27 protein-coding genes are annotated in these 25385 nt (G+C 71.3%); 9 read left to right on the forward strand and 18 right to left on the reverse strand.

The annotated features are described in order from the left end of the window. Nucleotides 1-11 precede the first annotated feature (11 nt). The gene (locus CXQ97_RS02135; protein WP_306739484.1) at nucleotides 12-1781 is read right to left on the reverse strand and encodes an ABC transporter family substrate-binding protein; all 1770 of its coding nucleotides are present in this window, start codon (nucleotides 1779-1781) and stop codon (nucleotides 12-14) included. 233 nt (nucleotides 1782-2014) lie between these two features. Continuing rightward, a complete protein-coding gene (locus CXQ97_RS19340; protein ID WP_146069555.1) occupies nucleotides 2015-2257 on the reverse strand; it encodes a hypothetical protein in 243 nt (80 codons plus the stop codon). Between CXQ97_RS19340 and CXQ97_RS02140 the strand changes: the two genes are divergently transcribed. Next, complete coding sequence (locus CXQ97_RS02140) at nucleotides 2256-2570, forward strand: hypothetical protein (RefSeq protein ID WP_104179172.1); 315 nt, start codon at nucleotides 2256-2258, stop codon at nucleotides 2568-2570. The two genes, CXQ97_RS19340 and CXQ97_RS02140, sit on opposite strands and share 2 nt — an antisense overlap. A gap of 16 nt (nucleotides 2571-2586) precedes the next feature. Here the strand turns inward: CXQ97_RS02140 and ychF are convergent, their stop codons facing one another. Next, nucleotides 2587-3672, reverse strand: a complete 1086-nt coding sequence (ychF, locus tag CXQ97_RS02145) for a redox-regulated ATPase YchF (protein WP_104179173.1) — start codon at nucleotides 3670-3672, stop codon at nucleotides 2587-2589. Nucleotides 3673-3753: 81 nt separating this feature from the next. Between ychF and CXQ97_RS02150 the strand changes: the two genes are divergently transcribed. Continuing rightward, complete coding sequence (locus tag CXQ97_RS02150) at nucleotides 3754-5088, forward strand: DNA recombination protein RmuC (RefSeq protein ID WP_104179174.1); 1335 nt, start codon at nucleotides 3754-3756, stop codon at nucleotides 5086-5088. A 117-nt stretch (nucleotides 5089-5205) separates the two neighbouring features. Here CXQ97_RS02150 and CXQ97_RS02155 read toward each other — a convergent pair whose 3' ends face one another. Beyond that, nucleotides 5206-6303: a 4-hydroxy-3-methylbut-2-enyl diphosphate reductase gene (locus CXQ97_RS02155; RefSeq protein WP_104179175.1), complete on the reverse strand. Its 1098-nt coding sequence runs from the start codon at nucleotides 6301-6303 to the stop codon at nucleotides 5206-5208. A 61-nt stretch (nucleotides 6304-6364) separates the two neighbouring features. Beyond that, nucleotides 6365-7207, reverse strand: coding sequence for a hypothetical protein (locus CXQ97_RS02160; RefSeq protein WP_104179176.1), 843 nt, complete (start codon nucleotides 7205-7207; stop codon nucleotides 6365-6367). A 200-nt stretch (nucleotides 7208-7407) separates the two neighbouring features. Between CXQ97_RS02160 and xseA the strand changes: the two genes are divergently transcribed. After that, the gene (xseA, locus tag CXQ97_RS02165; protein WP_104179177.1) at nucleotides 7408-8703 is read left to right on the forward strand and encodes an exodeoxyribonuclease VII large subunit; all 1296 of its coding nucleotides are present in this window, start codon (nucleotides 7408-7410) and stop codon (nucleotides 8701-8703) included. A gap of 118 nt (nucleotides 8704-8821) precedes the next feature. Then, on the forward strand, nucleotides 8822-9058 hold the full coding sequence (locus CXQ97_RS02170; RefSeq protein WP_104179178.1) for an exodeoxyribonuclease VII small subunit: 237 nt from the start codon (nucleotides 8822-8824) through the stop codon (nucleotides 9056-9058). A gap of 49 nt (nucleotides 9059-9107) precedes the next feature. On the opposite strand, the gene CXQ97_RS02175 is transcribed toward CXQ97_RS02170, so the two are convergent. From CXQ97_RS02175 to CXQ97_RS02215, 9 genes are all read right to left on the reverse strand, one after another. Continuing rightward, nucleotides 9108-9479, reverse strand: a complete 372-nt coding sequence (locus CXQ97_RS02175; RefSeq protein ID WP_104179179.1) for a VOC family protein — start codon at nucleotides 9477-9479, stop codon at nucleotides 9108-9110. Between the two features lie 78 nt (nucleotides 9480-9557). Beyond that, nucleotides 9558-10412: a PPK2 family polyphosphate kinase gene (locus tag CXQ97_RS02180; protein ID WP_258062139.1), complete on the reverse strand. Its 855-nt coding sequence runs from the start codon at nucleotides 10410-10412 to the stop codon at nucleotides 9558-9560. A 34-nt stretch (nucleotides 10413-10446) separates the two neighbouring features. Next, a complete protein-coding gene (locus tag CXQ97_RS02185) occupies nucleotides 10447-11664 on the reverse strand; it encodes a pyridoxal phosphate-dependent aminotransferase (RefSeq protein WP_104179180.1) in 1218 nt (405 codons plus the stop codon). An 89-nt stretch (nucleotides 11665-11753) separates the two neighbouring features. Further along, entirely contained in the window at nucleotides 11754-12719 is a 966-nt protein-coding gene (locus tag CXQ97_RS02190) for an ABC transporter substrate-binding protein (RefSeq protein WP_104179181.1), read from the reverse strand. Continuing rightward, on the reverse strand, nucleotides 12716-13462 hold the full coding sequence (locus CXQ97_RS02195) for an ABC transporter permease (RefSeq protein WP_104179182.1): 747 nt from the start codon (nucleotides 13460-13462) through the stop codon (nucleotides 12716-12718). Before CXQ97_RS02195 ends, CXQ97_RS02190 begins: the two co-directional genes overlap by 4 nt. Further along, the gene (locus CXQ97_RS02200; protein ID WP_104179183.1) at nucleotides 13462-14181 is read right to left on the reverse strand and encodes an ABC transporter permease; all 720 of its coding nucleotides are present in this window, start codon (nucleotides 14179-14181) and stop codon (nucleotides 13462-13464) included. The genes CXQ97_RS02195 and CXQ97_RS02200 overlap by 1 nt, the downstream gene beginning before the upstream one ends. 2 nt (nucleotides 14182-14183) lie before the next feature. Continuing rightward, nucleotides 14184-15302 carry an ABC transporter ATP-binding protein gene (locus CXQ97_RS02205; protein WP_104179371.1) on the reverse strand — a complete coding sequence of 373 codons (1119 nt, stop codon included), beginning with the start codon at nucleotides 15300-15302 and terminating at the stop codon, nucleotides 14184-14186. 293 nt (nucleotides 15303-15595) lie between these two features. Further along, nucleotides 15596-16582 carry an N-acetylglucosamine kinase gene (locus tag CXQ97_RS02210; protein WP_104179184.1) on the reverse strand — a complete coding sequence of 329 codons (987 nt, stop codon included), beginning with the start codon at nucleotides 16580-16582 and terminating at the stop codon, nucleotides 15596-15598. Between the two features lie 67 nt (nucleotides 16583-16649). Continuing rightward, nucleotides 16650-17891: an MFS transporter gene (locus CXQ97_RS02215; RefSeq protein ID WP_104179185.1), complete on the reverse strand. Its 1242-nt coding sequence runs from the start codon at nucleotides 17889-17891 to the stop codon at nucleotides 16650-16652. A gap of 164 nt (nucleotides 17892-18055) precedes the next feature. Between CXQ97_RS02215 and CXQ97_RS02220 the strand changes: the two genes are divergently transcribed. Together CXQ97_RS02220 and CXQ97_RS02225 are read left to right on the forward strand one after the other, a co-directional pair. Next, on the forward strand, nucleotides 18056-18538 hold the full coding sequence (locus tag CXQ97_RS02220) for an Lrp/AsnC family transcriptional regulator (protein ID WP_181034945.1): 483 nt from the start codon (nucleotides 18056-18058) through the stop codon (nucleotides 18536-18538). Between the two features lie 83 nt (nucleotides 18539-18621). Further along, nucleotides 18622-19497, forward strand: coding sequence for a metal-dependent hydrolase (locus CXQ97_RS02225; protein WP_104179187.1), 876 nt, complete (start codon nucleotides 18622-18624; stop codon nucleotides 19495-19497). On the opposite strand, the gene CXQ97_RS02230 is transcribed toward CXQ97_RS02225, so the two are convergent. From CXQ97_RS02230 to galU, 4 genes are all read right to left on the reverse strand, one after another. Then, nucleotides 19494-20765: a phosphotransferase gene (locus CXQ97_RS02230; RefSeq protein WP_181034946.1), complete on the reverse strand. Its 1272-nt coding sequence runs from the start codon at nucleotides 20763-20765 to the stop codon at nucleotides 19494-19496. The two genes, CXQ97_RS02225 and CXQ97_RS02230, sit on opposite strands and share 4 nt — an antisense overlap. A 58-nt stretch (nucleotides 20766-20823) precedes the next feature. Then, nucleotides 20824-21702: a hypothetical protein gene (locus CXQ97_RS19735; RefSeq protein WP_181034947.1), complete on the reverse strand. Its 879-nt coding sequence runs from the start codon at nucleotides 21700-21702 to the stop codon at nucleotides 20824-20826. Between the two features lie 258 nt (nucleotides 21703-21960). Next, nucleotides 21961-22590 (reverse strand): GNAT family N-acetyltransferase, encoded by a 630-nt coding sequence (locus tag CXQ97_RS02235; protein ID WP_104179189.1) that lies wholly within the window; start codon nucleotides 22588-22590, stop codon nucleotides 21961-21963. A 15-nt stretch (nucleotides 22591-22605) separates the two neighbouring features. Then, nucleotides 22606-23508, reverse strand: a complete 903-nt coding sequence (galU, locus tag CXQ97_RS02240) for a UTP--glucose-1-phosphate uridylyltransferase GalU (protein WP_104179372.1) — start codon at nucleotides 23506-23508, stop codon at nucleotides 22606-22608. Between the two features lie 57 nt (nucleotides 23509-23565). Between galU and CXQ97_RS02245 the strand changes: the two genes are divergently transcribed. The 3 genes from CXQ97_RS02245 to CXQ97_RS02255 all read left to right on the forward strand — a co-directional run bounded on the left by CXQ97_RS02245 (nucleotide 23566) and on the right by CXQ97_RS02255 (nucleotide 25381). Further along, the gene (locus tag CXQ97_RS02245; protein ID WP_104179190.1) at nucleotides 23566-24213 is read left to right on the forward strand and encodes a 5-formyltetrahydrofolate cyclo-ligase; all 648 of its coding nucleotides are present in this window, start codon (nucleotides 23566-23568) and stop codon (nucleotides 24211-24213) included. A gap of 84 nt (nucleotides 24214-24297) precedes the next feature. Continuing rightward, complete coding sequence (locus tag CXQ97_RS02250; RefSeq protein ID WP_104179191.1) at nucleotides 24298-24606, forward strand: FmdB family zinc ribbon protein; 309 nt, start codon at nucleotides 24298-24300, stop codon at nucleotides 24604-24606. 106 nt (nucleotides 24607-24712) lie between these two features. Then, nucleotides 24713-25381: an RcpC/CpaB family pilus assembly protein gene (locus tag CXQ97_RS02255; protein WP_104179192.1), complete on the forward strand. Its 669-nt coding sequence runs from the start codon at nucleotides 24713-24715 to the stop codon at nucleotides 25379-25381. Nucleotides 25382-25385 lie beyond the last annotated feature (4 nt).

The following is a 25385-nucleotide window of genomic DNA, read 5'->3' on the forward strand; positions in this document are numbered from 1 at the left end:
TGCGGCGGGACCTACTGCGCGATCTGCCAGTCCCAGAAGTTCCACCAGACACCGGTCAGGTTCGGCATGTACTCGACGCCGCTGACGTTGTCGCTGTGCGCGTTCATGCCCGGCACCTGGTACAGGGGCAGTCCGTACTTGGAGTCCCAGATCAGCTTGTCGATCTGGACCTGCAGATCGTTCTGTGCGTCCGGGTCGGTCTCGACGACGAGCTCCTCCATGAGCTCGTCGGCCTCTGAGCTCGAGAACCCGTTGAAGTTGGACCCGTTGCCGCTCTTGAAGATCTGCGGCACGTTGGACACGCCGACACCCGAACTGATCCAGCCGAAGACGGCTGCATCATAGGTTCCGTTGCCGAGGGCCGCACTCCAGTCGGAGGCGCCGAGGCCGCCGTCGACGACCTTGAACCCGGCCTGCGAGGCGGACTCGGCGATCAGGGTGTAGGAGTTGAGGCGGTTCGGGTTGTCCCGGTTGTACATGATCCGGACCTCGGGGGTCGCTCCGTCGAGCAGCTCCTTGGCGCCTTCGATGTCGACCTCGGCGTAGGCCTCAGAGCCGTTGTTGGCGGCGGACTCCTCGTAGGGCTCCTGGTCCTGCAGGAAGAGCTGCGAGTCGACCGGCTCGGCGTCCGGATTGAGTTTCTTGATGATGGAGTCCACCAGCTGCTGGCGCGGCACCGTCTTCATGAAGGCCTCGCGGACGCTCTCCTCGGCGAACACGCCACTGAAGTTGAGGTCGAGGTGGTCGTAGGACAACTCGTTCCCGCGCACGACGGTAACGCCCTCGAGTGCTTCGAGCTGCTCGGCCGTGTCCGCCGAGGCCTGTGGCGCGATGATGTCGACTTCGCCGTTCTGCAGGGCCTGCACCTGGGCGGGAGCCTCGCCGATGTAGCGGACGGTGATCTCGTCCACCTTGGGCATCGGACCCCAGTCGTAGTCCGGGTTGCGCGTCAGCGTCATGGACTGGTCCGGGGTGACGGCCGAGGCGATGAACGGACCGTTGGACAGGAAGAGCGTGGGATCGTCCGGGAGGGACTTGGTGTCGAAGCCGGTGTTCCAGAAGTCCGCGACCGCTTTCAGCTCGGGACGCTCGACGGGATTCTCGGGGTCGCCCGCCGGTTCGGTCCGGATAAGCTCGATGAGCGCGTCCTCGTCCGTGAGGCCGCCCTTATCGGCGAGGACGTGGGCCGGCGTGTCGAGCCCTCCTTCGTTCATGAGGCCGAACGCGACCTGGTAATCGGCGAAGGGCACCGAGTAGTTCAGGGTGATCGAGCGCCCGTCGTCGCCGATCTCCGGGAGTTCGGTCAGCGCGAGGCCGGTGGTGTCACCCGCGTAGTCGAAGTAGGTGGTGCCGGAGGTGACCTCGCCGGCGTCGTCGGTCACGGCGTCGTTGAAGTAGCCGGACTCGATCGCCCACTGCAGCAGCAGGTCGCCACCGTCCACCGGTTCGCCGTCGGACCAGTTGACGCCCTCGTTGACCGTGTACCTGACGCTCAGCGGGTCCTCGGAGAGGACCTCCATCGAGCCGAAGTCCTCGTTCTCGACGACCTCGAGGTCGTTGTCGATGTAGTTGAAGCCGGAGTGGGTCGAGTACGCGATCACGCCGTTGATGTCCACGTTGCCCTCGGAGCTGCTCGCATTGAACGAGCTGAAGGCATTCACCTCGGCGATACGGATGTTCCCGCCCGTCCCCTCGCCCTCGGCCGTCTCCTCGGGCGTCTCGGTTCCCGTGTTCGCAGCGCAGGCGCTCAGCGCGAGCAGTGCCACTGCAGCCACCCCCATGGCCCTGGAAGTACGTCTCGAACGCATACCGCCTCCTGTTTCATAGTGTGGTCACGGCTCGACGCAGGGTTGCGGATCAGCCGACACGCGCCCCCAGGAGGTGACGCGACTCACGTGACCAGAAGCCTAGGGGCACTTGCTCACCGGCAGGTATCGGCCGGAGGAGCCATGGGCGGGTTGTTATCGAGCTGCAACCGAAGCGCAGGCGGCGGCGTCGGGCCATGCCGGTCGGGTCACCACAGGCGCGCATCCCCCTCACCGGGTGGGCCCCCGCGCCGGGTGGCCGGACCCGCGGCGGCGTTCCCCCGCACCTGCACCGATGCCACGGCTACGCACGCGACGCCGCCCGGCACGGGTCGCTTGATCGTTCGCTCGGCCCGATGATTTGCTTGGACGACCCGGAGCGGCAGCAGGACGGCCTCCCGGGTGGCGCGCCGGACGGGCGCGCGGGGTCCGAGGCGGACGGAGGTGGGCATGGCCTGGCTGTTCGTCGACAAGCATGCGGCGGTCTGGGACGACGACGCCAACGTCCAGGCCGCGATCGGCGCCCTGAAGGCGCGCCTCGACCAGCACCCCGAGGTCCACCTGTCGATCCAGAGCAAGGGGCTCAAGGGGCCGGTCTTCGTCATCACCAGGGACACCGTGCTCAGCTCCCCCGAGCTGAGCAACCGCTTCAACGCGGACCTGTTCGCGGAGCTCACGACGCCGACGGCCCGGAACAGCCCGACCGTCCACTGGTTCTCCGACGGACGGGGCTTCGTGTCGGAGACGAACAGCCGCATGTGGTGAGCGACCCTCCGCAGGATCAGACGTTGAAGCGGAACTCCACCACGTCGCCGTCGGTCATGACGTATTCCTTGCCCTCGATGCGGACCTTGCCGCGGGACTTGGCCTCGCTCATCGAGCCGGCGTCGATGAGGTCCCCGAAGTGGACCACCTCAGCCTTGATGAAGCCGCGCTGGAAGTCGGAGTGGATGACGCCGGCGGCCTCGGGCGCTGTCGCGCCCTTCCTGATGGTCCAGGCCCGGCTCTCCTTCGGACCCGCCGTGAGGTAGGTCTGCAGGCCGAGCGTGTGGAAGCCGACGCGCGCGAGCTGGTCGAGGCCCGACTCGTCCTGGCCGTTCATCTCGAGCATCTCGCGGGCCTCGGCCTCGTCGAGTTCCACGAGGTCCGCCTCGAGCTTGGCGTCGAGGAAGATGGCGTCGGCGGGGGCCACGAGCTGCCGCAGTTCCTCCTGCCGCTCGGGGCTCCCGAGGACGGCGTCGTCGACGTTGAAGACGTAGATGAACGGCTTCGCCGTCAGCAGGCTGAGCTCGCGGAGGTGCTCCATCTCGAGCTTGTCGCTCGTGACGGACGAGAAGATGGTGTCGCCGCGTTCGAGGACGGACTGCGCCGCCTGCATGGCGGTGAGCTGCGCGGCCTCGCGCTTCTTGATCTTCACTTCCTTCTCGACGCGCGGGATGGCCTTCTCGAGCGTCTGGAGGTCGGCGAGGATCAGCTCCGTGTTGATGGTCTCCATGTCGGAGCGCGGGTCGACCTTGCCGTCGACGTGGATGACGTCGGGGTCGTCGAACACACGGATGACCTGGGCGATCGCCTCCGCCTCCCGGATGTTGGCGAGGAACTGGTTGCCGAGCCCCTCACCCTCCGAGGCGCCCTTCACGATCCCCGCGATGTCCACGAAGGAGACGGTCGCCGGCAGGATCTGCTTCGACCCGAAGACCTCGGCGAGCTGCGCCAGGCGCGGGTCGGGCAGGCTGACGACGCCGACATTCGGCTCGATGGTCGCGAACGGGTAGTTCGCCGCCAGGACGTTGTTGCGCGTCAGCGCGTTGAAGAGTGTTGATTTGCCGACGTTGGGCAGTCCGACGATGCCGATAGTAAGAGCCACGGGAGACGAGTCTACCGGGCGTCGGCACGCCGTCCGGCGGCGTCGTGCCTGATTGTCGGAGGTTCCTGCGACAGTGTGGGCATGAGTACAACCGCCGTCCTCCTCGTCCTCCTCGCCTTCCTCCTCGGCTGCGCCGTCGGCGCCTTCCTCGTGTACCGCGCGCTGCGGCCGCGTGCCGACGGGCTGCGCAGCGAGCTCGACGACGCCACGGCGCGCCTCGGCAGCACGACGACGGAGCTCGCCGCGGCCGCCGCCCAGCGCGATCTCCTGCAGCAGCACAACCGCGAGCTGACCGGGAAGACCTCCACCGACAACGACGTCCTGCGCGCCCTCGCTCCCGTCGCGGAGAAGCTGACGCAGGTCCAGCGCCAGGTGGGCCTGCTCGAGCGGGACCGCGTGGAGCAGTACGGGCAGCTCGCGCGGCAGCTCGAGGAGTCACGCGAGGCGGACGCACTGCTGCTGGCGACCACCTCCTCCCTGGCGGGCGCCCTGCGCAGCAACAGCGCGCGCGGCCAGTGGGGCGAGGTGCAGCTGAGGCGTGTCGTGGAGGCCGCGGGCATGCTGTCGCGCGTCGACTTCCTCGAGCAGGTCTCCTTCGCGGGCGTGGAGGACGGCGAGCGGGCGCGGCCCGACATGGTGGTGCAGCTCCCGGGCGACAAGCAGCTCGTCATCGACGCCAAGGTGCCGCTGAGTGCCTTCCTCGCGGCGCAGGAGCTGGCGGGTGCCTCGGACGAACGCGGTGACGCCGATGCAGGTGTGCGTCGCAGCGAGCTGCTGAGGCAGCACTCGAAGGCGCTGCGGGCGCACGTGGACGCCCTCGCGCGGAAGAAGTACTGGGAGGGCGCCAGCAACTCACCGGAACTCGTCATCTGTTTCATCCCGGTCGAGTCCGTGCTCTCGGAGGCACTGCGTGCCGATCCCGAACTGCTCGACTACGCCTTCTCGCGCAATGTCGCCCTCGCCTCCCCCGTGTCGCTGCTCGGGATCCTCAAGGGTGCGGCGTTCAGCTGGCGGCAGGCCGTGCTCACCGACAACGCCCGGGAGCTGTTCGACCTGTCCAAGCAGCTGTACGAGCGCCTCGGCACCATGGGGGGCCACGTGACACGCCTCGGGGCGTCCCTCAAGACGTCGGTGGAACGCTACAACTCCTTCGTCGGGGCGCTCGAGTCGAGGGTGCTCCCGACGGCCCGGCGCATCGGCGCGTTCGACTCGGCCTCCCTCGACGCCGTCGAGGCGGCGGTGGAGGGCACGGGCGATGCTCCGGAGGGTGCGCGGGGCGCGGACGTCAGCCTCCTCGGCACGGCACGCGCGCAGCGCGCGGGCAGCGCCGGAGCGTCCGACCGGGCAGCAGCGACGATCGACGCGACACCCCGCTCCCTGACCGCCCACGAACTCCTGGAGGAGTCGGCCGGCTGACGGCCCCCATCGCCTCGCCGGCGCGTTCCCTCTGACAGGAATCCGGTCCGGCGCGACGACGGCGGCCCTTCCGGAGGAGGGCCGCCGTCGTATCGCGGCGCGCGGTACGCTGCCGGGTCAGTTGAGGGAGGAGCGGTCCTGCCGCTGACCCCGACCGCCGATCGCCGGGGTGGAATCGCCCATCGCCTTCAGCGCGGCGCGGATCTCCTTGGGCAGGGAGAAGATGATGTCCTCCTGCGCCGTCACGACCTCCTCGACCTCGCCGTACCCGTACTCGGCGAGGAGCCGCAGCACGTCCTGCACGAGGTTCTCCGGCACCGAGGCACCCGAGGAGATACCGACGGTCGTCACGCCCTCGAACCAGGACTCGTCCACCTCGTTGGCGAAGTCCACGCGGTACGCCGCCTTCGCGCCGTACTCGAGCGCGACCTCGACCAGGCGCACCGAGTTCGAGGAGTTCGCGGAGCCGACCACGACGACGAGGTCGGTCCGGGGCGCGATCTTCTTGATCGCGGCCTGGCGGTTTGACGTGGCATAGCAGATGTCGTCGCTGGGCGGGTCCTGCAGCGTGGGGAAGCGTTCCTTGAGCAGGTTGACGGTCAGCATGGTCTCGTCGACGCTCAGGGTGGTCTGGGAGAGCCAGATGAGCCGCTCGGGGTCCCGCACCTGCACCTTGTCGACGTCTTCCGGTCCATTGACGATCTGGATGTGGTCGGGGGCCTCTCCGGCGGTGCCCTCCACCTCCTCGTGGCCCTCGTGGCCGATCAGGAGGATGTCGAAGTCGTCCCGGGCGAAACGCTGGGCCTCGCGGTGCACCTTGGTGACGAGCGGGCACGTGGCGTCGATGGTGCGCAGGCCGCGGTCCTCGGCGGACTGCACGACGGCGGGTGAGACACCATGGGCGGAGAAGACGACGAGGGCGCCTTCGGGGACCTCGTCGGTCTCGTCGACGAAGATGGCACCCTTGGCCTCGAGCGTGGACACGACGTGCAGGTTGTGCACGATCTGCTTGCGGACGTACACGGGCGGACCGTAGTGCTCGAGTGCCTTCTCGACGGCGATGACGGCGCGGTCCACGCCGGCGCAGTAACCGCGCGGTGCGGCGAGCAGCACCTTCTTCTCCCCCGCCACCGGCGCGGCGGCGAGCACGTCCTCGGGAGAGCGACGCCTGCGCGGGATGGTGGGCATGGGGACCTGAACGGTGGTACTGGTCATGATCCGATTCTAGCGGCTCGGTCCTCCCCCGCCGGCGGATCGCGCGCCGCTCCGCTGTGAGCTAGGCCCTACGTCGCCGCCTCGGGGCGAGCCGCCAGACGACGCCGAGAACGAGCGCGATGACCCCTCCGACGATCACCGGCATGCTGGATCCCGCGATGTCCGCCCCGGCCCGCCCGGCGAGACCCCCGAGGAAGACGTCGGCGATCGCGGTCGTCCCGGGAGCACCGGCGACGGCTGCCGGCACCCACTCCCCCGCCAGCAGCCCGAGCACGCCGATCCCGACCACGCCGATCCCCAGGAGTGCGAGGGTGGTGCCGCGGCGTCGTGCGACGACGATCGCCAGCAGGCCCAGCACCAGCGCACCCGCGAGATACAGCCGCCACCCCTGGACGGCATCGGCGACACCACTGAGCATCCCGCCTCGTTCGAGGACCCCGACGTCGATCGTCGTGTCGTCGGGCACGGGCACGTCGACGCCCAGCCGTCCTCCGACGTCGTCCGCGAGAAGCCGAGCGACCGGCCCGAGGTCGAGGGTCAGGACGGCCGGTGCCTCCTCCCCGGGACCCGGCGCCTGGGCGAAGGTGAAGGCATGGGACAGGCGCAGCGTCTCCGTCCAGGCGGCCGGGTAGCCGGACGACCCGGTCACGGCCCCCGCAGCATCCTCGATCACCGGTCCGATGAAGGACTGGAGCTGCTCGGGCAGCCCGCTGGTCGCCGTGACCTCCTGCGCCAGCGACTCCGTGAGCGTCGCCTGGAAGTCGGGGTCGTCCCCGAGGGGAGCGGCGAGCGCGATGAACCCGGTCTCCTCGACGAGGTTCTCGTCGAGCCAGGCGGACAGCAGCCCTCCGGCCGTGACGACGAGCGCGAGGAGGGCCAGGAGGGCAGAGACGAGGGTCCGCATGGAATCCTTAGGGAGAGGTCTAGTGCTCGATTATGCCCGTCCGCGTCGTGCCCGGGCGCAGCGGCCCGTCGGCCGGACCCCGCCCAGCATGCACATGGCGGGGCGATGGGACCCGCTGTGGGTCGGGGGTGGTAGAGATGGACAGTGTATTTTCGCGGAGCAGGACCGGGAGCACCGAGCTCCCCGAGGACAGGACAGCCATGACGAGCGAGGAACTGCGTGCGCCGACGGCGGGTGCCCCCGCTCCGGCCCGGCGGACGTCGACCGTCCCGACGACGGCGGCCGAGACCTCGCCGGATGCGCCGTGGCCCCTGCACCTGCTGTCCGAGAAACTCAAGGCGCACATCGAGCGCGCCCCTGCCGCGTGGGTCGAGGGACAGGTCATCGAGCTGAACCGCCGTGCGAGCATGTGCTACATCACCCTGCGCGACGTCGACACGGAGGTGTCGCTGTCCCTCTCGGTCTACGGCTCGGTGATGGACCGGTTGTCCTCTCCCCTGGACCGGGGTTCACGCGTGGTCGCGCGGCTCAGACCGGACTTTTGGGTCAAGACCGGGCGGCTGTCGATGCAGACCATCGACATCCGGCCCGTGGGTATCGGCGATCTCCTCGCCCGCATCGAACGCCTGCGGCAGGCGCTGGCCGCGGAGGGACTGTTCGCGGCGGCCCGCAAGAAGCCGCTGCCGCTGCTCCCCCACCGGATCGGGCTCATCACAGGGCGGAACTCGGACGCCATGAAGGACGTCATGCGCAACGCGGCGCTGCGGTGGCCCGCCGTGGAGTTCGAGGTGCGCGAGGTGGCCGTGCAGGGGGTGAGCAGCGTCGCCCAGGTCTCCGCGGCGCTGGCCGAGCTGGACGCCCATCCGCAGGTCGACGTCATCATCATCGCGCGCGGCGGCGGCGCGCTCGAGGACCTCCTGCCGTTCAGCGACGAATCGCTGGTCAGGGCCGTCGCGATGGCCACGACCCCCGTCGTCAGCGCCATCGGACACGAGGCCGACCGCCCGCTGCTCGACGAGGTGGCCGATCTCCGAGCCTCGACGCCCACCGACGCGGCGAAACGCGTGGTCCCGGACGTGTCGGAGGAGCTCGGGCGCATCCGGCAGGCGCGGGCCGCGCTCGAACGGTCCATCCGGGTCCTCGTCCACCGCGAGAGCGAGGGCCTCGCGAACCTGCGCTCCCGGCCTTCCCTCGCCAAGCCCGAGGGCATGATCGACGTCCGCGAGGCCGACCTCGAGCGGCTCCGTTCGCGTGCGCTGCGATCCGTCTCCGCCTCGGTGGAGCGCGACGCCGACGCGATCCACCATCTGCGGGAACGGGTGCGCTCCCTGTCGCCGCAGAAGACGCTCGACCGCGGCTACGCGGTCGTGCAGCGGTCCGACGGGCAGGTCGTCCGGCACCCGGACGACGTCGGGACCGGGGACGCCCTGAGGATCCGGGTCGCCGGAGGGCAGATCGCGGCGGTGGCCCAGGCGCCGTCGGGCGGACCGTCGTGAGCGGCGACGCCGCCGGGCCGTCCGGCTCGGACACCTCGCCGCCCACCGCCGGCGTGCCCCCTTCGACCAGCCGAACGACGATCCGGGTACCGGGTACCCGCCAGACGAGGAAGACACCATGACGGAGAACAGCAGCCAGGAACCGCAGCGGGCAGACATCGATGCGCTGTCCTACGAGCAGGCGCGGGAGGAGCTCGTCGCCGTCGTGTCGCGCCTCGAGGCCGGAGGGGTGAGCCTCGAGGAGTCCCTGGCCCTGTGGGAGCGTGGCGAAGCCCTGGCGGACCGCTGCGAGGCATGGCTCGAGGGCGCGAAGGTGCGGCTGGCCGCGGCGCGGGACAAGGCCGAGGGCCAGTAGCCCCCGGCACGCGCTCGCCGCCCGGCCGAGCGGAGGCACCCGCAGCCCGTTACCTCCGGGCGGGGAGCTCCTGCAGGGCCCACGCGTTGCCGTCGGGGTCCGCGAAGTACACGAACCTGCCCCATGGCTGCTCGTCGACCTCCGTCGCCTCCACGCCGCGCCCGACCAGCTCGGACCGGGCCTGCGCGGCATCCGCCACGACCACCTGGATGCCGTGCAGCGAGCCGGGCACCATGTCGCTGATGCCCTGGCCGAACGCGATCGAGCAGGCGGATCCGGGTGGGGTGAGCTGGACGAACCGGATGTCCTCGCTCACCCGCGTGTCGTGGTCGAGCGCGAAGCCCGCCTGGTCGCGGTAGAACGCGATGGAGCGGTCCACGTCGCTGACGGGCACGCCGATGAGTTCGATCTTCCAGTCCATGATGGCCTCCGTGGGAGTGGTGGAGCCTCAAGACTAGGAGGAGATGCGGTCAGGAACCGTCCGCGGGGGCCGGCCGGTTCAGGTGGCGGCGAGGCGCCGCTTCTCGGCCTCGACGTCGAACGTGGCCCGCGGCCAGCTCAGCTGCATGTCCTCGAGGGTGGAGGTGAGCAGGTGCTGGACGGCGAGCCGCGCGTACCACTTGCGGTCGGCGGGCACCACGTACCAGGGGGCGTCCGGCGTGCTCGTCCGTTCGATGGCCACCTGGTAGGCCTGCTGGTACTGGTCCCAGTAGGCGCGCTCGTCGACGTCGCCCGGGTTGTACTTCCAGTGCTTGTCCTTGCGCTCGAGGCGCTCGGTCAGCCGCACCTTCTGCTCGTCCTTGCCGATGTGGAGCATCACCTTGAGCACGCGGGTCCCGGCGGCGACGATGCCGGCCTCGAACTCCTGGATCGCCGCGTACCGCTGCTCGACCCGGGCCGCCGGTGACAGTCCGCGCACCCGGTGGACGAGGACGTCCTCGTAATGGGAACGGTCGAACACCCCGATCAGGCCGGCCCCCGGCAGCTGCGGTCGGATGCGCCAGAGGAAGTCGTGCTGCTGCTCCTCGTCGGTGGGCGCCTTGAACGCATGGTGCTGCACTCCCTGCGGGTCCACCAGCCCCATGACGTGACGGACGATCCCGCCCTTGCCCGAGGTGTCCATCCCCTGCAGGACGAGCAGCACGGCGATCTCGCTCCCGGCCCGGCTCTCGGCGAACAGCTTCTCCTGCAGGGACGACAGCGCGTCGGCACCCTCGGCGAGGGCCACCTTGCCCTCCTCCTTCCCGCCGGTGAATCCCGGGGTGGAATGCGGATCCACCGATGCGAGCGAGAAGTCGGGCCCCGCCAGGAGGAGGCGACGCATCTCGGGCGTGCTGTCGGTGGTCGCTGCCATGGGTCCTCCTGCTGGTCGGGGCGTGGCGGGCTGCTCAGGGCTTGTAGGTGGAGAGGAAGTCGGCGAGCCGTCCGATGGCGTCCTCGATGACCTCGACGCTCGGCAGGGTGACCATCCGGAAGTGGTCGGTATGGACCCAGTTGAAGGCGCTGCCGTGCGAGATGAGGATCTTCTGCTGCTTGAGGAGGTCCAGGGCGAACTTCTCGTCGTCCTTGATGGGGTAGACCTCGGGGTCGAGCTTCGGGAAGAGGTACAGGGCGCCCTGCGCCACCTCGCAGCTCACGCCGTCGATGGCGTTCAGCATCGAGGCGGCCTTGTCGCGCTGCTGCCGCAGGCGCCCGCCGGGCAGGATGAGGTCGTTGATGCTCTGGTGCCCGCCGAGGGCCGTCTGGATGGCGTGCTGGGCGGGGACGTTGGCGCACAGGCGCATGTTGGCGAGGAGGTTGATGCCCTCGATGTAGTTCGCGGCATCGCGCTTCGGGCCGGAGATGGCCATCCAGCCGCTGCGGAACCCCGCGATCCGGTACGCCTTCGACAGCCCGCTGAAGGTCAGGCAGAGGACGTCGTCGCCCGTGACGGAGGCCGCGTTGATGTGCACGGCGTCGTCGTAGAGGATCTTCTCGTAGATCTCGTCGGCGAAGATGATCAGCCCGTGCTCGCGGGCCATCCGCACGATGGCCTCGAGGACCGGGCGCGGGTACACCGACCCCGTGGGGTTGTTCGGGTTGATGAGGACGATGCCCTTGGTGTTCGGGGTGATCTTCGAGGCCATGTCCTCGAGGTCGGGCCACCAGTGGTTCTCCTCGTCGCACAGGTAGTGCACCGGGGTGCCGCCGGCGAGGGCCACGGAGGCCGTCCACAGCGGGTAGTCGGGCGTGGGGATGAGGATCTCGTCGCCGGTGTTGAGCAGGGCCTGCATGGAGAGGGTGATGAGCTCGCTCACACCGTTGCCGAGGTAGACGTCGTCGACGTCGATCGAGGTGATGCCGCGGCTCTGGTAGTACTGCACGACGGCGGTGCGCGCCGAGAAGATACCGCGGGAGTCGCTGTAGCCCTGCGACTTGGGCAGGTTGCGGATCATGTCCACGAGGATCGCGTCGGGCGCCTCGAAGCCGAAGGGCGCCGGGTTGCCGATGTTGAGCTTGAGGATCCGGTGGCCCTGGGCCTCCATGGTCATGGCGTGTTCGAGCAGCGGCCCCCTGATGTCGTAGAGGACGTTCCGAAGCTTTTCCGACTGCGCGTAGGTGGCCATTGGATCAGAATGCCACAGCAGGGGCCCGGGACGCGGCAGCATGACGCCGCGCCCCGGACCCCTGCAGGAAGCGGCCGGGAAGCGAGGTGTCAGCCCGCGAGACCCTTGTCCGCCAGCCAGTCGGCCGCCGCGTCCGCCGGGTTCCGCTTCTCGGAGCCGCTGACCTCGCGGTTCAGCGAGAGGAGGTCCTCGGTGGTCAGCTGGGCCGACACCTCGTTGAGGGCCTCCTGCGCCTGCGAGCCGACGGTGTCCGTGTTGACGAGCGGGAGCACCTGCTGCGCGATGAAGTTGTTCTCGGGGTCCTCGAGGACCACGAGGTCGTTGTCCTCGATGGACGGCGTCGTCGTGTAGATGTCCGCCGCCTGCACGTCGTCGTTCAGCAGCGCCTGCAGGGTGATGTCCCCGCCGCCGTCGTTGATCGCCTCGAAGCCGCCGGGCTCGCAGCCGTACTTGTCCTTGAGGCCGGGCAGTCCGTACGCGCGCTCCTGGAAGGTGCTCGGGGCGCCGATGGTGATCTCCCCGCAGACCTCCGCCAGATCGGCGATGGACTCGAGGCTGTACTTCTCGGCGGTCGCCGCGGTGACGACGAGCGCGTCCTTGTCCTCGGCCTTGGAGGGCTCGAGCACGCCGAGCTCCACGTCGGGCGACTTGGCGGCGAGCGCGTCGGGCAGGGCCTTCAGGATCTCATCGGCGGACGCGGCGGTCGCGGCGGGATCCGCGAACAGCAGGAGGTTGCCGCCGTATTCGGGCAGGATGTCGATCGACCCGTCCTCGAGGGCCGAGTAGTAGATCTCGCGTGACCCGATGTTGGGCTTGGTCGTCGCCTCGACGCCGGCGGCGTTGAGCGCCCCGGCGTAGATCTCGGCGATGATCTGGCTCTCGGGGAAGTCCGCCGAACCGACGACGACGGAGCCGCCCTCGGAGCCGCCGGTGCTCTCGGCTTCCTGCGGGTCGCTGGTGGCACCGCAGGCGGTCAGCGCCAGCGCGGCCGTCAGGCCGCCGGCCAGTCCTCTCAAAGCGCGCCGGGTGGCGCGTTGCGCTGACAGGTTCTTCATGGTGTTCCTCCTTGTGCTCCGGCGACGGCCTTCTGCCGGCCGGAATCTCTGGTTTTCACTGTGCCGGAGACCCGTAGGCCCGGGGGAATGGCGAGTCTCTGCAGGAGACCCAGCAGCAGATCGACGGCGATCGCGAGGACTGTGATGACGACGGCGCCGCCGAAGAGGCGGCCGTAGTCGGCGAGCTGCGTCCCCTCGACGAGGAACACCCCGAGCCCGCCCAGGTTGATGAAGGCGACGACGGCCGCGGTGGCGATGACCTGCAGGACCGCGGCCCGTACTCCGCCGAGGACGACCTGCAGCCCGTTGGGCACCTCGACGCGGAAGAGGATCTGCAGCTCGCTCATGCCCATGCTGCGCGCGGCGTCCACCACGGCACGGTCCACCGATGCGAGACCGGCGTAGATGCCGCTCAGCAGCGGGGGGACGGCGAGGAGGACGAGCGCCCAGATGGGCGGCATCAGCCCGAGCCCGGCGAGCAGCGTGAACAGGAACACCATGCCGAGCGTGGGGAGCGCCCGGAGGATCCCGATACCGGAGACGATGACGACGCGGCCCCGCCCGGTGTGACCGACGTAGAGGCCGATCGGCACGGCGATCGCGAGGGCGATCACCATGGTCAGCCCCGTGAACCCGAGGTGCTCGACGACGCGCGTGGGGATGCCGCGCTCACCCTCCCAGTTGGCGGGCGCGGTCAGCCACTCCCACATCTGCACGAAGAGGTTGTTGCTCGTGTAGTCCATCAGGCGCCCGCCACCTTCGCCTCGAGGGCGACGGCCTCGTCGGCCGGCCCGCCGCCGGCTCCCCGGTGTCCGCCGGACCGGCCGCGGGCGCTCCGCGCCCAGGGGGTGAGCAGCCGCTCGAGGAGCACGAGGGCGAGGTCCAGCACGAGGGCCAGCAGGAGGATGATGACGATGCCCACGGCGATCTCGGTCGGGAACGACCGGAACAGTCCGTCCGTGAACAGCGTCCCGAGGCTCGGCACCCCGATGAGCGCGCCGACGCTGACGAGCGAGATGTTGGTGACCGACACGACGCGCAGGCCTGCGAACAGCACCGGCAGGGACAGCGGGAGGTCCACCGTGAGGAACCGGCGCAGGGGCGTGTACCCCATGGCGACCGCGGCCTGGCGTACGCCGTCGTCGATCGAGTCCAGGGCGTCGAGCGTGGACCGGACGAGGAGGGAGAAGGCGTAGACGGACAGCGCCACGATCACGTTGACGGGGTCGATCACCCTGGTCCCGAGGATCACCGGGAGGAAGACGAACATGGCCAGCGACGGGATGGTGTAGAGGATCGAGGAACCGGTCAGCAGCACCGACCCGAGAACCGGGTTGAGCCGGGCGAGCTGGGCCATCGGCACGGCCGCGAGCACGCCGAGGAGCAGCGGGACGATCGCCTGGAACAGGTGGAGCCGCGTGTGCAGCCAGATGAAGTCGAGATTGGAGAGGAACCAGTCCACGGTCAGACCGCCGTGTCGTGCTGGGCGCGGCCCCGGTCGAGCCGGGCGGCCTCGATGAGTTCGAAGACCTCGGCGGCCCGCACCACGCCGACGGCACGTCCGTCGTCGTCGACCGTCACGCCGAGGCCCGAGGGCGAGGACAGGGCGGCGTCGAGCGCGCGGCGCAGCGAGTCGCCCCGCGTGTAGAGGGACCCGCCGGGCACGGCGTCCGCCTGCCGCGTGATGCCTGCACGCGTGGCCTGCGGGATCCAGCCGTGCGGGCGACCCTCCTCGTCGACGAGGAGGGTCCACGGGGAGCGCACCGGGACGGTCGGGTCCGCGAGGCGCTCCGGGTCGATGGTCTCGACGGGATGGATGGCGACGCCGTCGCCCTCCTGGAAGGAGAGGTGCCGGAAGCCGCGGTCGCGTCCCACGAAACCGGCGACGAAGTCGTCCACGGGAGCGCGCAGGATCTCCTCGGGGGCGGCGAACTGCGCGAGGCGCCCGCCGACGGCGAACACCGCCACCTTGTCCCCGAGGATGGTGGCCTCGTCGATGTCGTGCGTGACGAAGACGATGGTCTTCGCGAGATCACGCTGCAGGCGCAGCAGCTCCTCCTGCAGTTCGGCGCGGACCACCGGGTCCACCGCGCTGAACGGCTCGTCCATCAGGAGCACGGGCGGGTCCGCCGCGAGGGCCCGGGCCACGCCGACGCGCTGCTGCTGTCCGCCCGAGAGCTGCACGGGGTACCGGCGGCCGAGGTCGGGGGCGAGCCCGACGACGTCGAGCAGTTCCCGCGCACGCCGGCGGGCCTCGGCCTTCCCGACCCCGTTGAGGCGGGGGACGGTCGCGATGTTGTCGAGGACGGTCCGGTGCGGGAGGAGCCCGGAGGACTGCATGACGTAGCCCATGGAGCGACGCAGCTCCGCCGCCTTCTGCCGGCCGATGTCCTGTCCGTCGAGGAGGATCTGCCCGGAGGTGGGTTCCACCATGCGGTTGATCATGCGCAGGGAGGTGGTCTTGCCGCAGCCGGAGGGGCCCACGAAGACGGTGATCCTCCCGCGGTCGATCTCCATCGAGAGGTCGTCGACGGCGGGGCGTCCGCCGTCGTAGGTCTTGGTGACGTTGCGGAACTCGATCATGGGGCGGCTGGAGGCCTGCTCGGCGGGTGTCATGGCAGCTGTGCCTTTCCTGGCAGGAGCTTCTCGGCCGGGCTGCGCCCGCGGGCCGCACGAATGCGGGTCCGGCTTGCCGTCTGTGGGTCGCTGTGCGGGGGCGCAGCGGTCAGTTCAAGCTGTCGGAGGTTCTGAGTCTAACCATGAGTTCGGAGCAGACAAGACCGCATATGGGTCCCGGCCGGGACCCGCTCGCATTTCCCGGTGCCCGGCGAGACTGCCGGCCCGACCCGCCGCGGATCCTCCGGGCCCGCGCGGACCTACCCTTCGGTGAGGAAGCGGACCCCCATGACGGGGTCCTCGTCGAGGAACACCACCCGCGTGATGTCCGCGGCGGCGAGGCGCTTCCGGAGGCGTTCCTGCAGGGCCGGCTGGTGCATCGCGAGTCCGCCCCCCAGGACCACGGGGCCCGGGACGCCGATCACGGAGGCGACGTCGAGGACGAGGCGCGTCAGGTCCGTGGCGGCGCGGTCGAGGATGTCCGCGGCGTCGTCGTTGCCGTCCCGCGCCGCGTCGAACACGGCTCTGGACTGCGCGGCCCAGTACGTCCGGCCGGCCCCGGAGTGGAAGAGGCCGATCAGTTCCGTGGGCGTGGTGACCCCGTTGAGCGCCAGCACTGCCGCGTCGAGGGCGTCGGGCTCCAGCCCGACGTCGTGCCGGTGCAGGGCGCGCCGCACCGCCTCGCGCGCCACCCAGTAGCCGCTGCCCTCGTCGCCGAGGAGGTAGCCCCAGCCTCCCGAGCGTGCCTGGCGGCCGTCCTCCGTGACGCCCCAGGCCACCGAGCCGGTGCCGGCGATGACGCCGATCCCCGCCCGCGCTCCCCCGGCGGCGAGGATGAGGCGCGTGTCGTGGACGACCTCGATCGACGCCCCGGGCGCGTGGGGCGAGATCAGGGTGCGCAGGCGGTCGGCATCGGCGTCGGTGTCCACCCCGCCGGATCCGGCGACGACGCGCCCGACGTGGGCGGCGGGCTCCGCGGACAGGAGGTCGCGGAAGAGGTCGCCGAGGCTTCGGGCCGCGGCCTCCCGGGTCACGTTCTGGACGTTGGCGCTCCCGGCCCTGGCCTCGGCGACGAGGGCGCCGTCGCGCCAGAGCACGCCGTGCGTCTTCGAACCGCCGATGTCGAGGCCGACCACGAGGGCCGCGGCCGGCCCGGGCGCGTCGTGTGGAGCTGCGCCGGCGTCGGCCGAGGGAACGGGCGGACGCGGAGGCTGACCGGAGGGCTGGGGCGACGGGATGTTCGGCATGCCTACAGGGTACAAACAGCGGCGGGTCGCACGGCACTGCGGCGGGAAGAACCCCCGGGGCACCGGGCTATCGTGCGGCGCGGAACCGCACGGCGAACGAGCCGGTCGCGAGGACGGCGCACACACCGGCGACCACGAGCGCGAACACCGTCACGGACGCGTTCAGGCCCCAGATGCCGGCGGCCGCGCCGAGGCCCAGCACGGGCACGGCGCTGCCGAGGTAGGTGATGACGTACACGGCACTCACCGTCTGCGCATGCAGCGCCGGTGCGACCTTCACGGACACGTCGTTGAACACCACCCGGAAGGCCATGCCCTGCCCGAACCCCGCCATGACGCACGCTGCGACGAGCAGCGGCAGGCTGCCCGTGGCCTCCGCCACGGGCAGGAGGCCGACACCCAGCGCCATGCCCGCGAGTCCCACCGGCACGACGAACCGTCCCCGCGGCGACAGCAGCTGGCTGACGGTGGAGGACCCGAGCACGAGGGCCGCGAGGAGGCCGATCACCGGCCGCGAGGTCGTGCCCGCGATCCCCGCGAACCACGTGGGGGCGAGGCTCAGCGTGAAACCGAAGACCGCGAAGCTCAGGAAGCCCACCGAGGACGCCGTCCAGAAGGACCGGCGCGCCTCCCGGGACACCGCAGGCCGGCGGGGGCGCAGGGCCGTCAGCGGGTTGTGCCCGTCCGCGGGCTTGATCGCGGGCCGTGCACGGAGCAGGACGAGCGGCACGAGGAGGCTCGCGAGCACCACGAGGTAGGCGAGGAAGGGAGTCCTCGTGGGGGCGGGCAGGAGGGAGAGGAGCCCGCCGATCACGGGCCCCGCCGCGACTCCCCCGGCGGAGGCCATCAGGGTGAAGCGGGACGCCCAGTCGGGACGCGAGGGCAGGAGGTCGCGGAGCGCTGCCGCGCTCGCACCGGTGGCCAGGGCCACGGCACCGCCCTGCAGGACGCGGCCGGCCGCGAGCACGGGCAGCGAGGTGGCGACGGCGAACAGCGCGGCCCCGAGCAGGCCGAGGACGACGGCGACCACGAGTGCCGCTCGCCGGCCGATGTGGTCGGACCAGTGCCCCGCCAGGACGAGCCCGCCGATCAGTGCGACCACGTACGACGCGAAGGCGACGGTGACGGCGAAGGGGGTGAGCCCGAGCTCCGCCTGGATGAGCGGGTAGAGGGGCGTGGCGAGGTTGGCGCCGACCAGGAGGGTGGAGATCACCGTCACGGCCAGTGCGAGGCGGACGGCGAGCGATGCGTCCCAGCTGCGGCGCTCGGCGGACGCCGGTCGCATCCGCAGCTCGTTGATGACGCTCATTCCGCTTCTCCTCGCTCGCACGCGCCCACAGTAGGCGCTTCCGGACAGGTGTGGGCCCGGACTTCTATAGGATGGGACCGATTGCACGCCCTGCTGCAGGACCGGCCCCGATTTTGAGCGGGATGCGCAAGACAGGGGCGGCCGACTGACGGGAAGTGAGCTTCGTGAGCAAGCTGGACAGACTCGACCTGCGCCTGCTGCTCGAGTTGGTGAGGGACCCGCGGGCGCAGGTGAGCGAGCTGGGCGAACTGCTCGGCGTGGCCCGCAACACGGCGCAGACCCGCATCCGCCGGCTGCTCCGTGCGGGGATCCTCCGCACCGGCGGGCGCGAGCTGGACCTCGAGGCCCTCGGTTACGACGTGGTCGCCTTCATCACCATCGAGGTGGCCCACCGCGAGCTCGACGGCGTGATCGCCGCACTGCGCACCGTGAACCAGGTTCTCGAGGTGCACGAGATCTCGGGACGTGGCGACGTCTGGTGCCGGGTGGCCGCCACCGACACCCACCACCTGCAGGCCGCGCTGCGCTCGGTCCTGAAGATCAAGGGGGTCATCCGCACCGAGACCGTGCTCGCGCTGCACGAACACATCCCCTACCGCGTCGAGCCACTGCTCGAACGGCTCGCACAGCGGCCGGCCGATCCCTGAACGATCACGGGCGACGCCGACCGGCACCCGAAGCGGCCGACCGGCCCCGACCTCACCGACTCCGCCCTACCGAGGAGAGCACCATGACCCTGCCCACCACCGACACCCGCGTGACCTATCCCCAGGGCGCCGTCGGGTCCGCGTCCCGCGTGCTGCACGTCGAGCCCCGCGAGGACGGGCGGCACGCCGTGCTGCTGGACACCACCGCCTTCCACCCCGTCGACCCCGCCTGGCCGGACCAGGGCGCCGACCGGGGTGACCTCCAGGTCGCCGGGCGCAGTCTTCCCGTGACGGACTGCGTGGTCGGCGCCACGGACGGCACCACGCTGTACCTCGGCGCGGAGTCGCCCGTCCGCAAGGGCACCGAGGGCTGGGCGTTCGTCGTCGTGCACCTCGTCGAGGGGGACGCGCCGTCGGAGGGCGACGACGTCGTCGTGCGGGTGGACGCAGCCCACCGTGCGGCAGTGTCGGCCGGACACACCGGGTGCCATCTCGCCTCCCTGGCCCTCAACCGCGCACTCGCGGCCCGCTGGAGGAAGGACGCGGCAGCGGACGCCCTCGGCGCCCCGAACTTCGATGCCCTGGCGATCGACACGACGGTGATCGGCGAGTTCGGCTCGGTCGACACGTACCGGCTGGGCAGGTCCCTGCGCAGGAAGGGCTTCGGCGGGGAGGACCTCGACACCGGCGCGACCGCCGACGCGGTGAACGCGACCCTCGCGGCGTGGACGGCGACCGGCGCGTCCATCGGCATCGCGGCGGACGGACCGGGCCTCACGGACCGGCGCCGATGGGTCTGCGACCTGCCGGGCGAACGCGCGGAGATCCCCTGCGGCGGCACGCATCCGGCCTCGCTGGCAGGTCTCGACGTGTCCGTGCGCCTGGAGGTGGCGGACGCGGACGGGACGCCGGTGATGGTCATGCGGACGCGCGCGGTGCCGCGGACGGCGGCCGCCTAGGCGCGCCCGGCCCTCCCCGCACCGAGGGATCGCGCCTCGTCGAGGAACCGCTCCGTGACCTCGAGGCGTGAGAGCCCCTCGGCGGGGCCGCCGTCCGCGGCCCGCCGCCGAGCACCGGCGATCAGCGTGAGGGTCACGGCCGCGGCCCTGCTCCTGAGCGCCGCGGGGTCGACGTGCTCGTCGAAGGCCGGCAGGAAGCGCCGCAGCGCCTGCGGGACGTGGGTGTACCCGGCATGCAGTCCCGGCAGGACGGCGATGTGCCCGATGAAGCAGGCAAGATCGTCCACGAGGCGTCCCGGTCCCAGCGCATCGACGTCCAGGAGCCCGGACACGCTGCCATCCGTGATCAGGAGATTGCCCTCGTAGAAGTCGCCGTGGGTGGGGACGAGCGGCCCGCCGTCGCTCGAACGGACGGCCTCGTCGATGCCCGCTGCGAGCGACCGGATGCGATCGGCTTCCGCGGGCAGCGCGGCCACCGCGCCCTCGGCGTAGTCGCGGACCCGTGCGGCCCACGGCGGACGGACGGGCAGGGAGAGGACGGCGGGGGGCAGGGACGTCAGGACCCGGACGAGGGCATGCGGGTCGACGCCGGACGCGCCGTCGCGCATGAGCAGTTCGGCGAGCGGCGTGCCCGGAGCGGGATGCATGGCGACGACGTCCTGTACCGGATCGGCCGCGAGGGCCGGGGCGGGCACCCCGGCGGCCCGCAGCATCCGGTGCCTGTCCGCCAGGGGCCCGGCGGCCCCCCGCCGCAGCACCTTGAGGTACCGGCGCTCCTGCCCGTTGTCCGCACGGACCACGGCGCGGCGCAGGGGGCGATAGCTGCGCAACTCGAGGACGGTCTCCGATGCGCCGCGACCGGGGCCGAAGGCGAGTGCGGCGGCGCGCTCCCGGTCGAGGGCCAGAGGGAGTCCCGGAAGGAGCGGATCGGCGGGATGCACCCAGACGGCGAGGGCATCGGTGCCCCGGCGGTGGAAGACGAGTACGTCGTCGCCCGGATGCGGGACGGAGCACGAGGTGATGCATGCGTGGGTGGGCGCCGGGACGGTGCGGCCGCGGCGGCCGGCGGAGCGGGCGGGCCGGACGTCGACGGCGTAGACGCCCGTGACGCCCGCCCCGGGCCGGTGGTGGAGGGAGCCGAGCTGCCAGGACTGCAGATCCCACCCGATCCTGGCGAGAGCGCGCCGCAGCAGGCTCGACGGTGCACCCGATTCGAGGAGCGCGAGGGTGGCCTGCTCGCGGACGATGCCCGCCTGCCGTGTCCTCATGGAACCCCGGGTGATCCCTGCGGGCGAGGAGCGTCGCCCGCTGCCAAGTCGGGTCCGGTCAGGCGCGCCGACGCTGCAGCACGTCGTCGAGGTTGATCCGTCCCGTCGCCGGGGCTGCCGCGTCCGACTCGCGCTCGGACTCCTCGGTGGCGGCGATCCGGGCAGCGGCCTCGGAAGCCTTGATGGGTGTCCTGGTGGTCGGCTTCGGGGCCTCCGGGAGGTCCAGGGGCGCGGGAGCCTGCCGTTCGGCCTTGGCCGCATCGACGTAGGTGGGCCGGGGGACGTCCACGGGCGCCCACTCCGGCGATCCGGTCGGGTCGGCCGCCGTGGCGTCGGCGGCCGCGTCGGCGGTCGCGTCGGCGGTGGCGTCAGCGGTCGCGTCGGCGGCGGCGTCACCGGCGTCGGCTTGCGGCCCGGCGGCTCGCGCGGACATGCCCCGGACGTCGAGGAGGGTGGACCCGTGGGCCATGGCGAGGGCGGCGGTACGCAGCTCCATGGGCGTGAGCCGGCGTGTGCCGGTCTCCTCGGCGTCGAACAGTGGAGTGGGGCGGCGGGGTGCGACGACCGGCACGGCGGCGGTGTCGGACCGGACGGGCGCATGGACGGGCGCCATGGCGTCGTGGAAGGCGCGCTCGACACGCGCACGCCGACGGCGGACGGCGAGCGTCCTGAGTGCCGCGACGGCGGCGGCGGCCACGGCCAGGCAGACCAGCGGGACGAGGAAGGAGACGACGTCGAGCAGTCCGAGCACGAGAGTCACCAGCATGGCCGCGAGTGCCGCGAGGCCCACGAGTGCGACACCGAGACGCCCCCGGTGCGGACCGAAGGCCGGGATGCCGGCCCGGTCGGAGCCGGTCCGGGTCGCGGGCGCGCCCGAGGTCGAGGGCAGGACGCGCGTGGGTCCCGGGAGGTGTGCGTCGTCCTGTGGCGCGGTCATGGTCATTCTGCTTCCTGCGGGACGGCCGGTCCCGGCTCGTGGCGATCGGTGCGAGCTGCCGGCAGGTGCCGGCAGGGTCCTCCTGAGGACGGAAGGGGCTACCCAGACGAGCCACAATCCGACGATTGCGGCGAGCACCAACGAGCTATCCAGGGAGAAGACCACACCTAGAACCGTAGGAGCAGTCCACCCCTCACCCCGGCATTGGCCGCGGTGTGTCGGACCCGAAGATGCCCATGTCGGCATCGGCCCCTCTCCTCAGCCCCTGGGAGCCCTTCCGCTCTCCAGCCAGGGCTCCAGCAGGCCGCGCGGGACCTCCTCGGCGGTCAGCGCGAAACTCCGGTGATCCGCCCACTGCCCCGCGATGTGCAGGTAGCGGGGGCGGAGCCCTTCGTCGCGGAACCGCAGTTTCTCGACCACCCGCAGGCTGGCCTGGTTCTCGGGGCGGATGTTGATCTCCATGCGGTGCAGTCCGAGCTCGCCGAAGCAGAAATCGGTGGCGAGGGCCACCGCCGTCGGAGCGATCCCCCGGCCGGCACGCTCGGCATCCACCCAGTACCCGAGGGTCGCCGTCATCGCCGACCCCCACGTGATACCCGAGACGGTCAGCTGGCCCACCAGCCGCGCGTCGCGGGAGCCCGCAGGCTGCTCCGTGATGAGGAAGGGGAGCGCCGATCCCGCCCTGGCCTGGGAGGTGAGCGAACGCACCATCTGGTGGTAGGTGGGCAGGAACCCCTCGGGGTCCGGGTTCGAGGCCTCCCAGGGCGCCAGCCAGCGGGCGTTGCGGTGCCGCAGTGCCGTCCAGGCTGCCTTGTCCCTGTGGCGGATGGGCCTCAGGACGAGGGGACCCGTCCTGAGGCTCACGGGCCAGCTGGTCGCCGACCACATGCCGAGCGCTCCGTGCTAGTCCGCGAGGTTCTTGCTGAAGTCCCTGATCCACTCGCGCAGGTCGGGGCCGAGGTCCTCCCGCTCCGAGGCCAGGGTCACCACGGCCTTCAGGTAGCTCAGCTTGTCGCCGGTGTCGTAGCGGCGGCCGCGGAAGACCACCCCGTACACGCCGGAGCCCTCGCCGTCGGCGGCTGCGAGGGTCTGCAGGGCGTCGGTCAGCTGGATCTCCCCACCGCGGCCCGGTGGGGTGGTCTCGAGGACGTCGAACACGCGCGGGTGCAGCACGTAGCGGCCGATCACGGCGAGGTTGGAGGGCGCATCCTCAATGGACGGCTTCTCGACGAGATGGTTGACGCGCACGTGGTTCTCGCCGTCGATCTCCGTGATGTCGGCGCAGCCGTAGGCACTGATCTGCTGGGGGTCGACCTCGATGAGGGCGATCACCGAGCCGCCCGTCTGTGACTGGACCTCGATCATCGTCTCGAGCAGCGGATCGCGTTCGTCGATCAGGTCGTCACCGAGGAGCACGGCGAACGGCTCGTCGCCGACGTGCAGCCTGGCACGGAGCACGGCGTGGCCGAGGCCCTTCGGGTCGCCCTGGCGGAGGTAGTGGATGTCGCCGAGCTCGGAGGGCCTGCGGACCGCGGCCAGCTTGTCGTGGTCGCCCTTCGCCTCGAGCGTCTGCTCGATGAACGGCACGCGGTCGAAGTGGTCCTCGAGGGCCCGCTTGTTGCGGCCCGTGATCATGAGGACGTCGGACAGGCCGGCGTCGACGGCCTCCTGCACGACGTACTGGATGGCGGGCTTGTCCACGACGGGAAGCATTTCCTTCGGCATCGCCTTCGTGGCGGGAAGGAAGCGGGTCCCCAGGCCGGCCGCGGGGATAACGGCCTTCGTCACACGTGATCGCAAAGTCATGAGCACCACACTACATAACGGGCGTGGTATCCCCGGGCGGCCCGCCACAATGGTGGGATGACCCTCGAGAAACGTGATAGAGCGAAGCCCCGCCTGCGGGCGTCGCTGCGCGCGGCGCGTTCGGCGCTCGAGCCTGCCGACCGGCGCGACCAGGCGCGGGCCATCGCCCGCTCCGTCGTCCGGTATGCGACCGCCCTCCCCGCGGACGCGGGAACCGGAGGGCGCCCGACGATCGCGGCGTACCTGGGCCGCGATCCCGAACCCGACACGGCGGAACTGCTGCAGGAACTGCACGTCCTCGGCTTCGGCGTCGTCGTGCCCGTGTGCGAGCCGGCCTACCGGCTGTCCTGGGTGGACTGGGTGCCGGGCGTCGCCCTGCGGAGATCGGTGCGCGCGCCCGTCGACGAGCCGATCGGCCCCCGCCGCCCCTTCGGGGAGCTGGCCGCTGTGGGCCTGATCCTCGTGCCCGCCCTCGCCGTCGACCGGTCCGGGCACCGCATCGGCCAGGGCGGCGGTTACTACGACCGCTTCCTCGCGACCCATCCGCCGGACGCCCCCGGAGCCGTGGCCCGGCTGGGCGTGGTCTACCGGTCCGAGCTCCTGCCCGCCGGCGTCATCCCCACCGGACCCTTCGACCAGCGGCTGGGCGGGGTGTTCACGGCGGACGGGATGCACCGCTCCGAAGCGGTCGGCGGGTCCGTGTAGACTGGCACTCGACCCCGGAGAGTGCCAAGATCAGCGATCGGAAGAGCCGCCCGGGGGCCACGAAGCCCGTCCAGGAGGATTTCCATGCCGATGTACGCCTATGCCTGCAAGGACTGCGCCCATGCCTTCGACATCCAGCAGTCGTTCTCGGACGACTCCCTGACCGTCTGCCCGGCCTGCGCGGGCTCACTGCGCAAGAAGTTCAACAGCGTGGGCGTGGTGTTCAAGGGCTCGGGCTTCTACCGCAACGACTCGCGGTCCACGACGACGAGCACGGACGCCACGTCCCCGTCGCCTGCCCCGGCCGCATCCTCGGGCGGTTCCTCAGCTGCTCCCGCGTCGTCCGCTCCGGCGGGCAGCGCGGCGTCCTCGTCCGGCGCCGCGGCGTCCTGATCCGGACACCCGCCTCCCCGACGGCGTTCCCGGCGCCGGCAGGGACGATGTCCACATAGTCCCCGGGGTGGGGCGCTGGTCGGCCTCCCCGGCCTACGGTCGAGCCATGAATCCGACCGGCCTCCTTCGGGGCGGCTCCTTCCGGTACCGCCTTCGCCGTCTGGTGTACCGCCGCAAGCGGCTCCTCGCGTGCCTGTTCCTCAGCGTGGCGGCGGGCGTCGCCGTCGAGGCGATGGTGGGGGACGACTACACGACGACGACCGTCGTCACCGCGACCCGTGACCTCGCGGTCGGGACGGTGCTGACGGAGGCGGACGTCGGTCTCGTCCGGCTGCCCGAGACGGCCGTGGCCGGCCGGGCCTTCGGGCGGCCGGACCAGCTCGTGGGCCAGCAGCTGGCCACTCCCCTGCTGCAGGGCGCACCCATCCCCGCCACCGCGCTCGTGGGCGACGGGCTGCTGACCGGCACCGCCCCCGGCACCGTCGCGGTCCCGCTCCGGCCGGCCGATCCCGGCATCGTGCAGCTCCTGGTTCCCGGCCAGCTCGTGGACGTCGTGCTGAGCACCGGCGACGGTTACGACGCGCCCGCGGAATCCACGCTCCTCGCCCGGTCGGTCGCCGTGCTGTGGACCGACTCCGGCGCACCCGGCACCTGGCCCGGCGCCGATGGCGACACCGGGCTCGTCGTCGTCGCCGCAGGCGAGGACGACGCAGCCGCCCTGGCCGGGTCCTCCAGCTCGGGCGACGTCCACCTCGTGCTCACGACGGGATCCTGATCCG

Origin of the sequence: Arthrobacter sp. B0490, from assembly GCF_002929355.1 — a bacterium.
GTDB lineage: Bacteria > Actinomycetota > Actinomycetes > Actinomycetales > Micrococcaceae > Arthrobacter_D.

Bases quoted from the DNA above. Each gene is read 5' to 3' on its own strand.
- CXQ97_RS02135 (WP_306739484.1), bottom strand. From the start codon at position 1,781: ATGGGGGTGGCTGCAGTGGCACTGCTCGCGCTGAGCGCCTGCGCTGCG.
- CXQ97_RS02140 (WP_104179172.1), top strand. From the start codon at position 2,256: ATGGCCTGGCTGTTCGTCGACAAGCATGCGGCGGTCTGGGACGACGAC.
- CXQ97_RS19340 (WP_146069555.1), bottom strand. From the start codon at position 2,257: ATGCCCACCTCCGTCCGCCTCGGACCCCGCGCGCCCGTCCGGCGCGCC.
- CXQ97_RS02150 (WP_104179174.1), top strand. From the start codon at position 3,754: ATGAGTACAACCGCCGTCCTCCTCGTCCTCCTCGCCTTCCTCCTCGGC.
- CXQ97_RS02155 (WP_104179175.1), bottom strand. From the start codon at position 6,303: ATGACCAGTACCACCGTTCAGGTCCCCATGCCCACCATCCCGCGCAGG.
- CXQ97_RS02160 (WP_104179176.1), bottom strand. From the start codon at position 7,207: ATGCGGACCCTCGTCTCTGCCCTCCTGGCCCTCCTCGCGCTCGTCGTC.
- xseA (WP_104179177.1), top strand. From the start codon at position 7,408: ATGACGAGCGAGGAACTGCGTGCGCCGACGGCGGGTGCCCCCGCTCCG.
- CXQ97_RS02170 (WP_104179178.1), top strand. From the start codon at position 8,822: ATGACGGAGAACAGCAGCCAGGAACCGCAGCGGGCAGACATCGATGCG.
- CXQ97_RS02175 (WP_104179179.1), bottom strand. From the start codon at position 9,479: ATGGACTGGAAGATCGAACTCATCGGCGTGCCCGTCAGCGACGTGGAC.
- CXQ97_RS02180 (WP_258062139.1), bottom strand. From the start codon at position 10,412: ATGGCAGCGACCACCGACAGCACGCCCGAGATGCGTCGCCTCCTCCTG.
- CXQ97_RS02185 (WP_104179180.1), bottom strand. From the start codon at position 11,664: ATGGCCACCTACGCGCAGTCGGAAAAGCTTCGGAACGTCCTCTACGAC.
- CXQ97_RS02190 (WP_104179181.1), bottom strand. From the start codon at position 12,719: ATGAAGAACCTGTCAGCGCAACGCGCCACCCGGCGCGCTTTGAGAGGA.
- CXQ97_RS02195 (WP_104179182.1), bottom strand. From the start codon at position 13,462: ATGGACTACACGAGCAACAACCTCTTCGTGCAGATGTGGGAGTGGCTG.
- CXQ97_RS02205 (WP_104179371.1), bottom strand. From the start codon at position 15,302: ATGATCGAGTTCCGCAACGTCACCAAGACCTACGACGGCGGACGCCCC.
- CXQ97_RS02210 (WP_104179184.1), bottom strand. From the start codon at position 16,582: ATGCCGAACATCCCGTCGCCCCAGCCCTCCGGTCAGCCTCCGCGTCCG.
- CXQ97_RS02215 (WP_104179185.1), bottom strand. From the start codon at position 17,891: ATGAGCGTCATCAACGAGCTGCGGATGCGACCGGCGTCCGCCGAGCGC.
- CXQ97_RS02225 (WP_104179187.1), top strand. From the start codon at position 18,622: ATGACCCTGCCCACCACCGACACCCGCGTGACCTATCCCCAGGGCGCC.
- CXQ97_RS02230 (WP_181034946.1), bottom strand. From the start codon at position 20,765: ATGAGGACACGGCAGGCGGGCATCGTCCGCGAGCAGGCCACCCTCGCG.
- CXQ97_RS19735 (WP_181034947.1), bottom strand. From the start codon at position 21,702: ATGACCGCGCCACAGGACGACGCACACCTCCCGGGACCCACGCGCGTC.
- CXQ97_RS02235 (WP_104179189.1), bottom strand. From the start codon at position 22,590: ATGTGGTCGGCGACCAGCTGGCCCGTGAGCCTCAGGACGGGTCCCCTC.
- galU (WP_104179372.1), bottom strand. From the start codon at position 23,508: ATGACTTTGCGATCACGTGTGACGAAGGCCGTTATCCCCGCGGCCGGC.
- CXQ97_RS02245 (WP_104179190.1), top strand. From the start codon at position 23,566: ATGACCCTCGAGAAACGTGATAGAGCGAAGCCCCGCCTGCGGGCGTCG.
- CXQ97_RS02250 (WP_104179191.1), top strand. From the start codon at position 24,298: ATGCCGATGTACGCCTATGCCTGCAAGGACTGCGCCCATGCCTTCGAC.
- CXQ97_RS02255 (WP_104179192.1), top strand. From the start codon at position 24,713: ATGAATCCGACCGGCCTCCTTCGGGGCGGCTCCTTCCGGTACCGCCTT.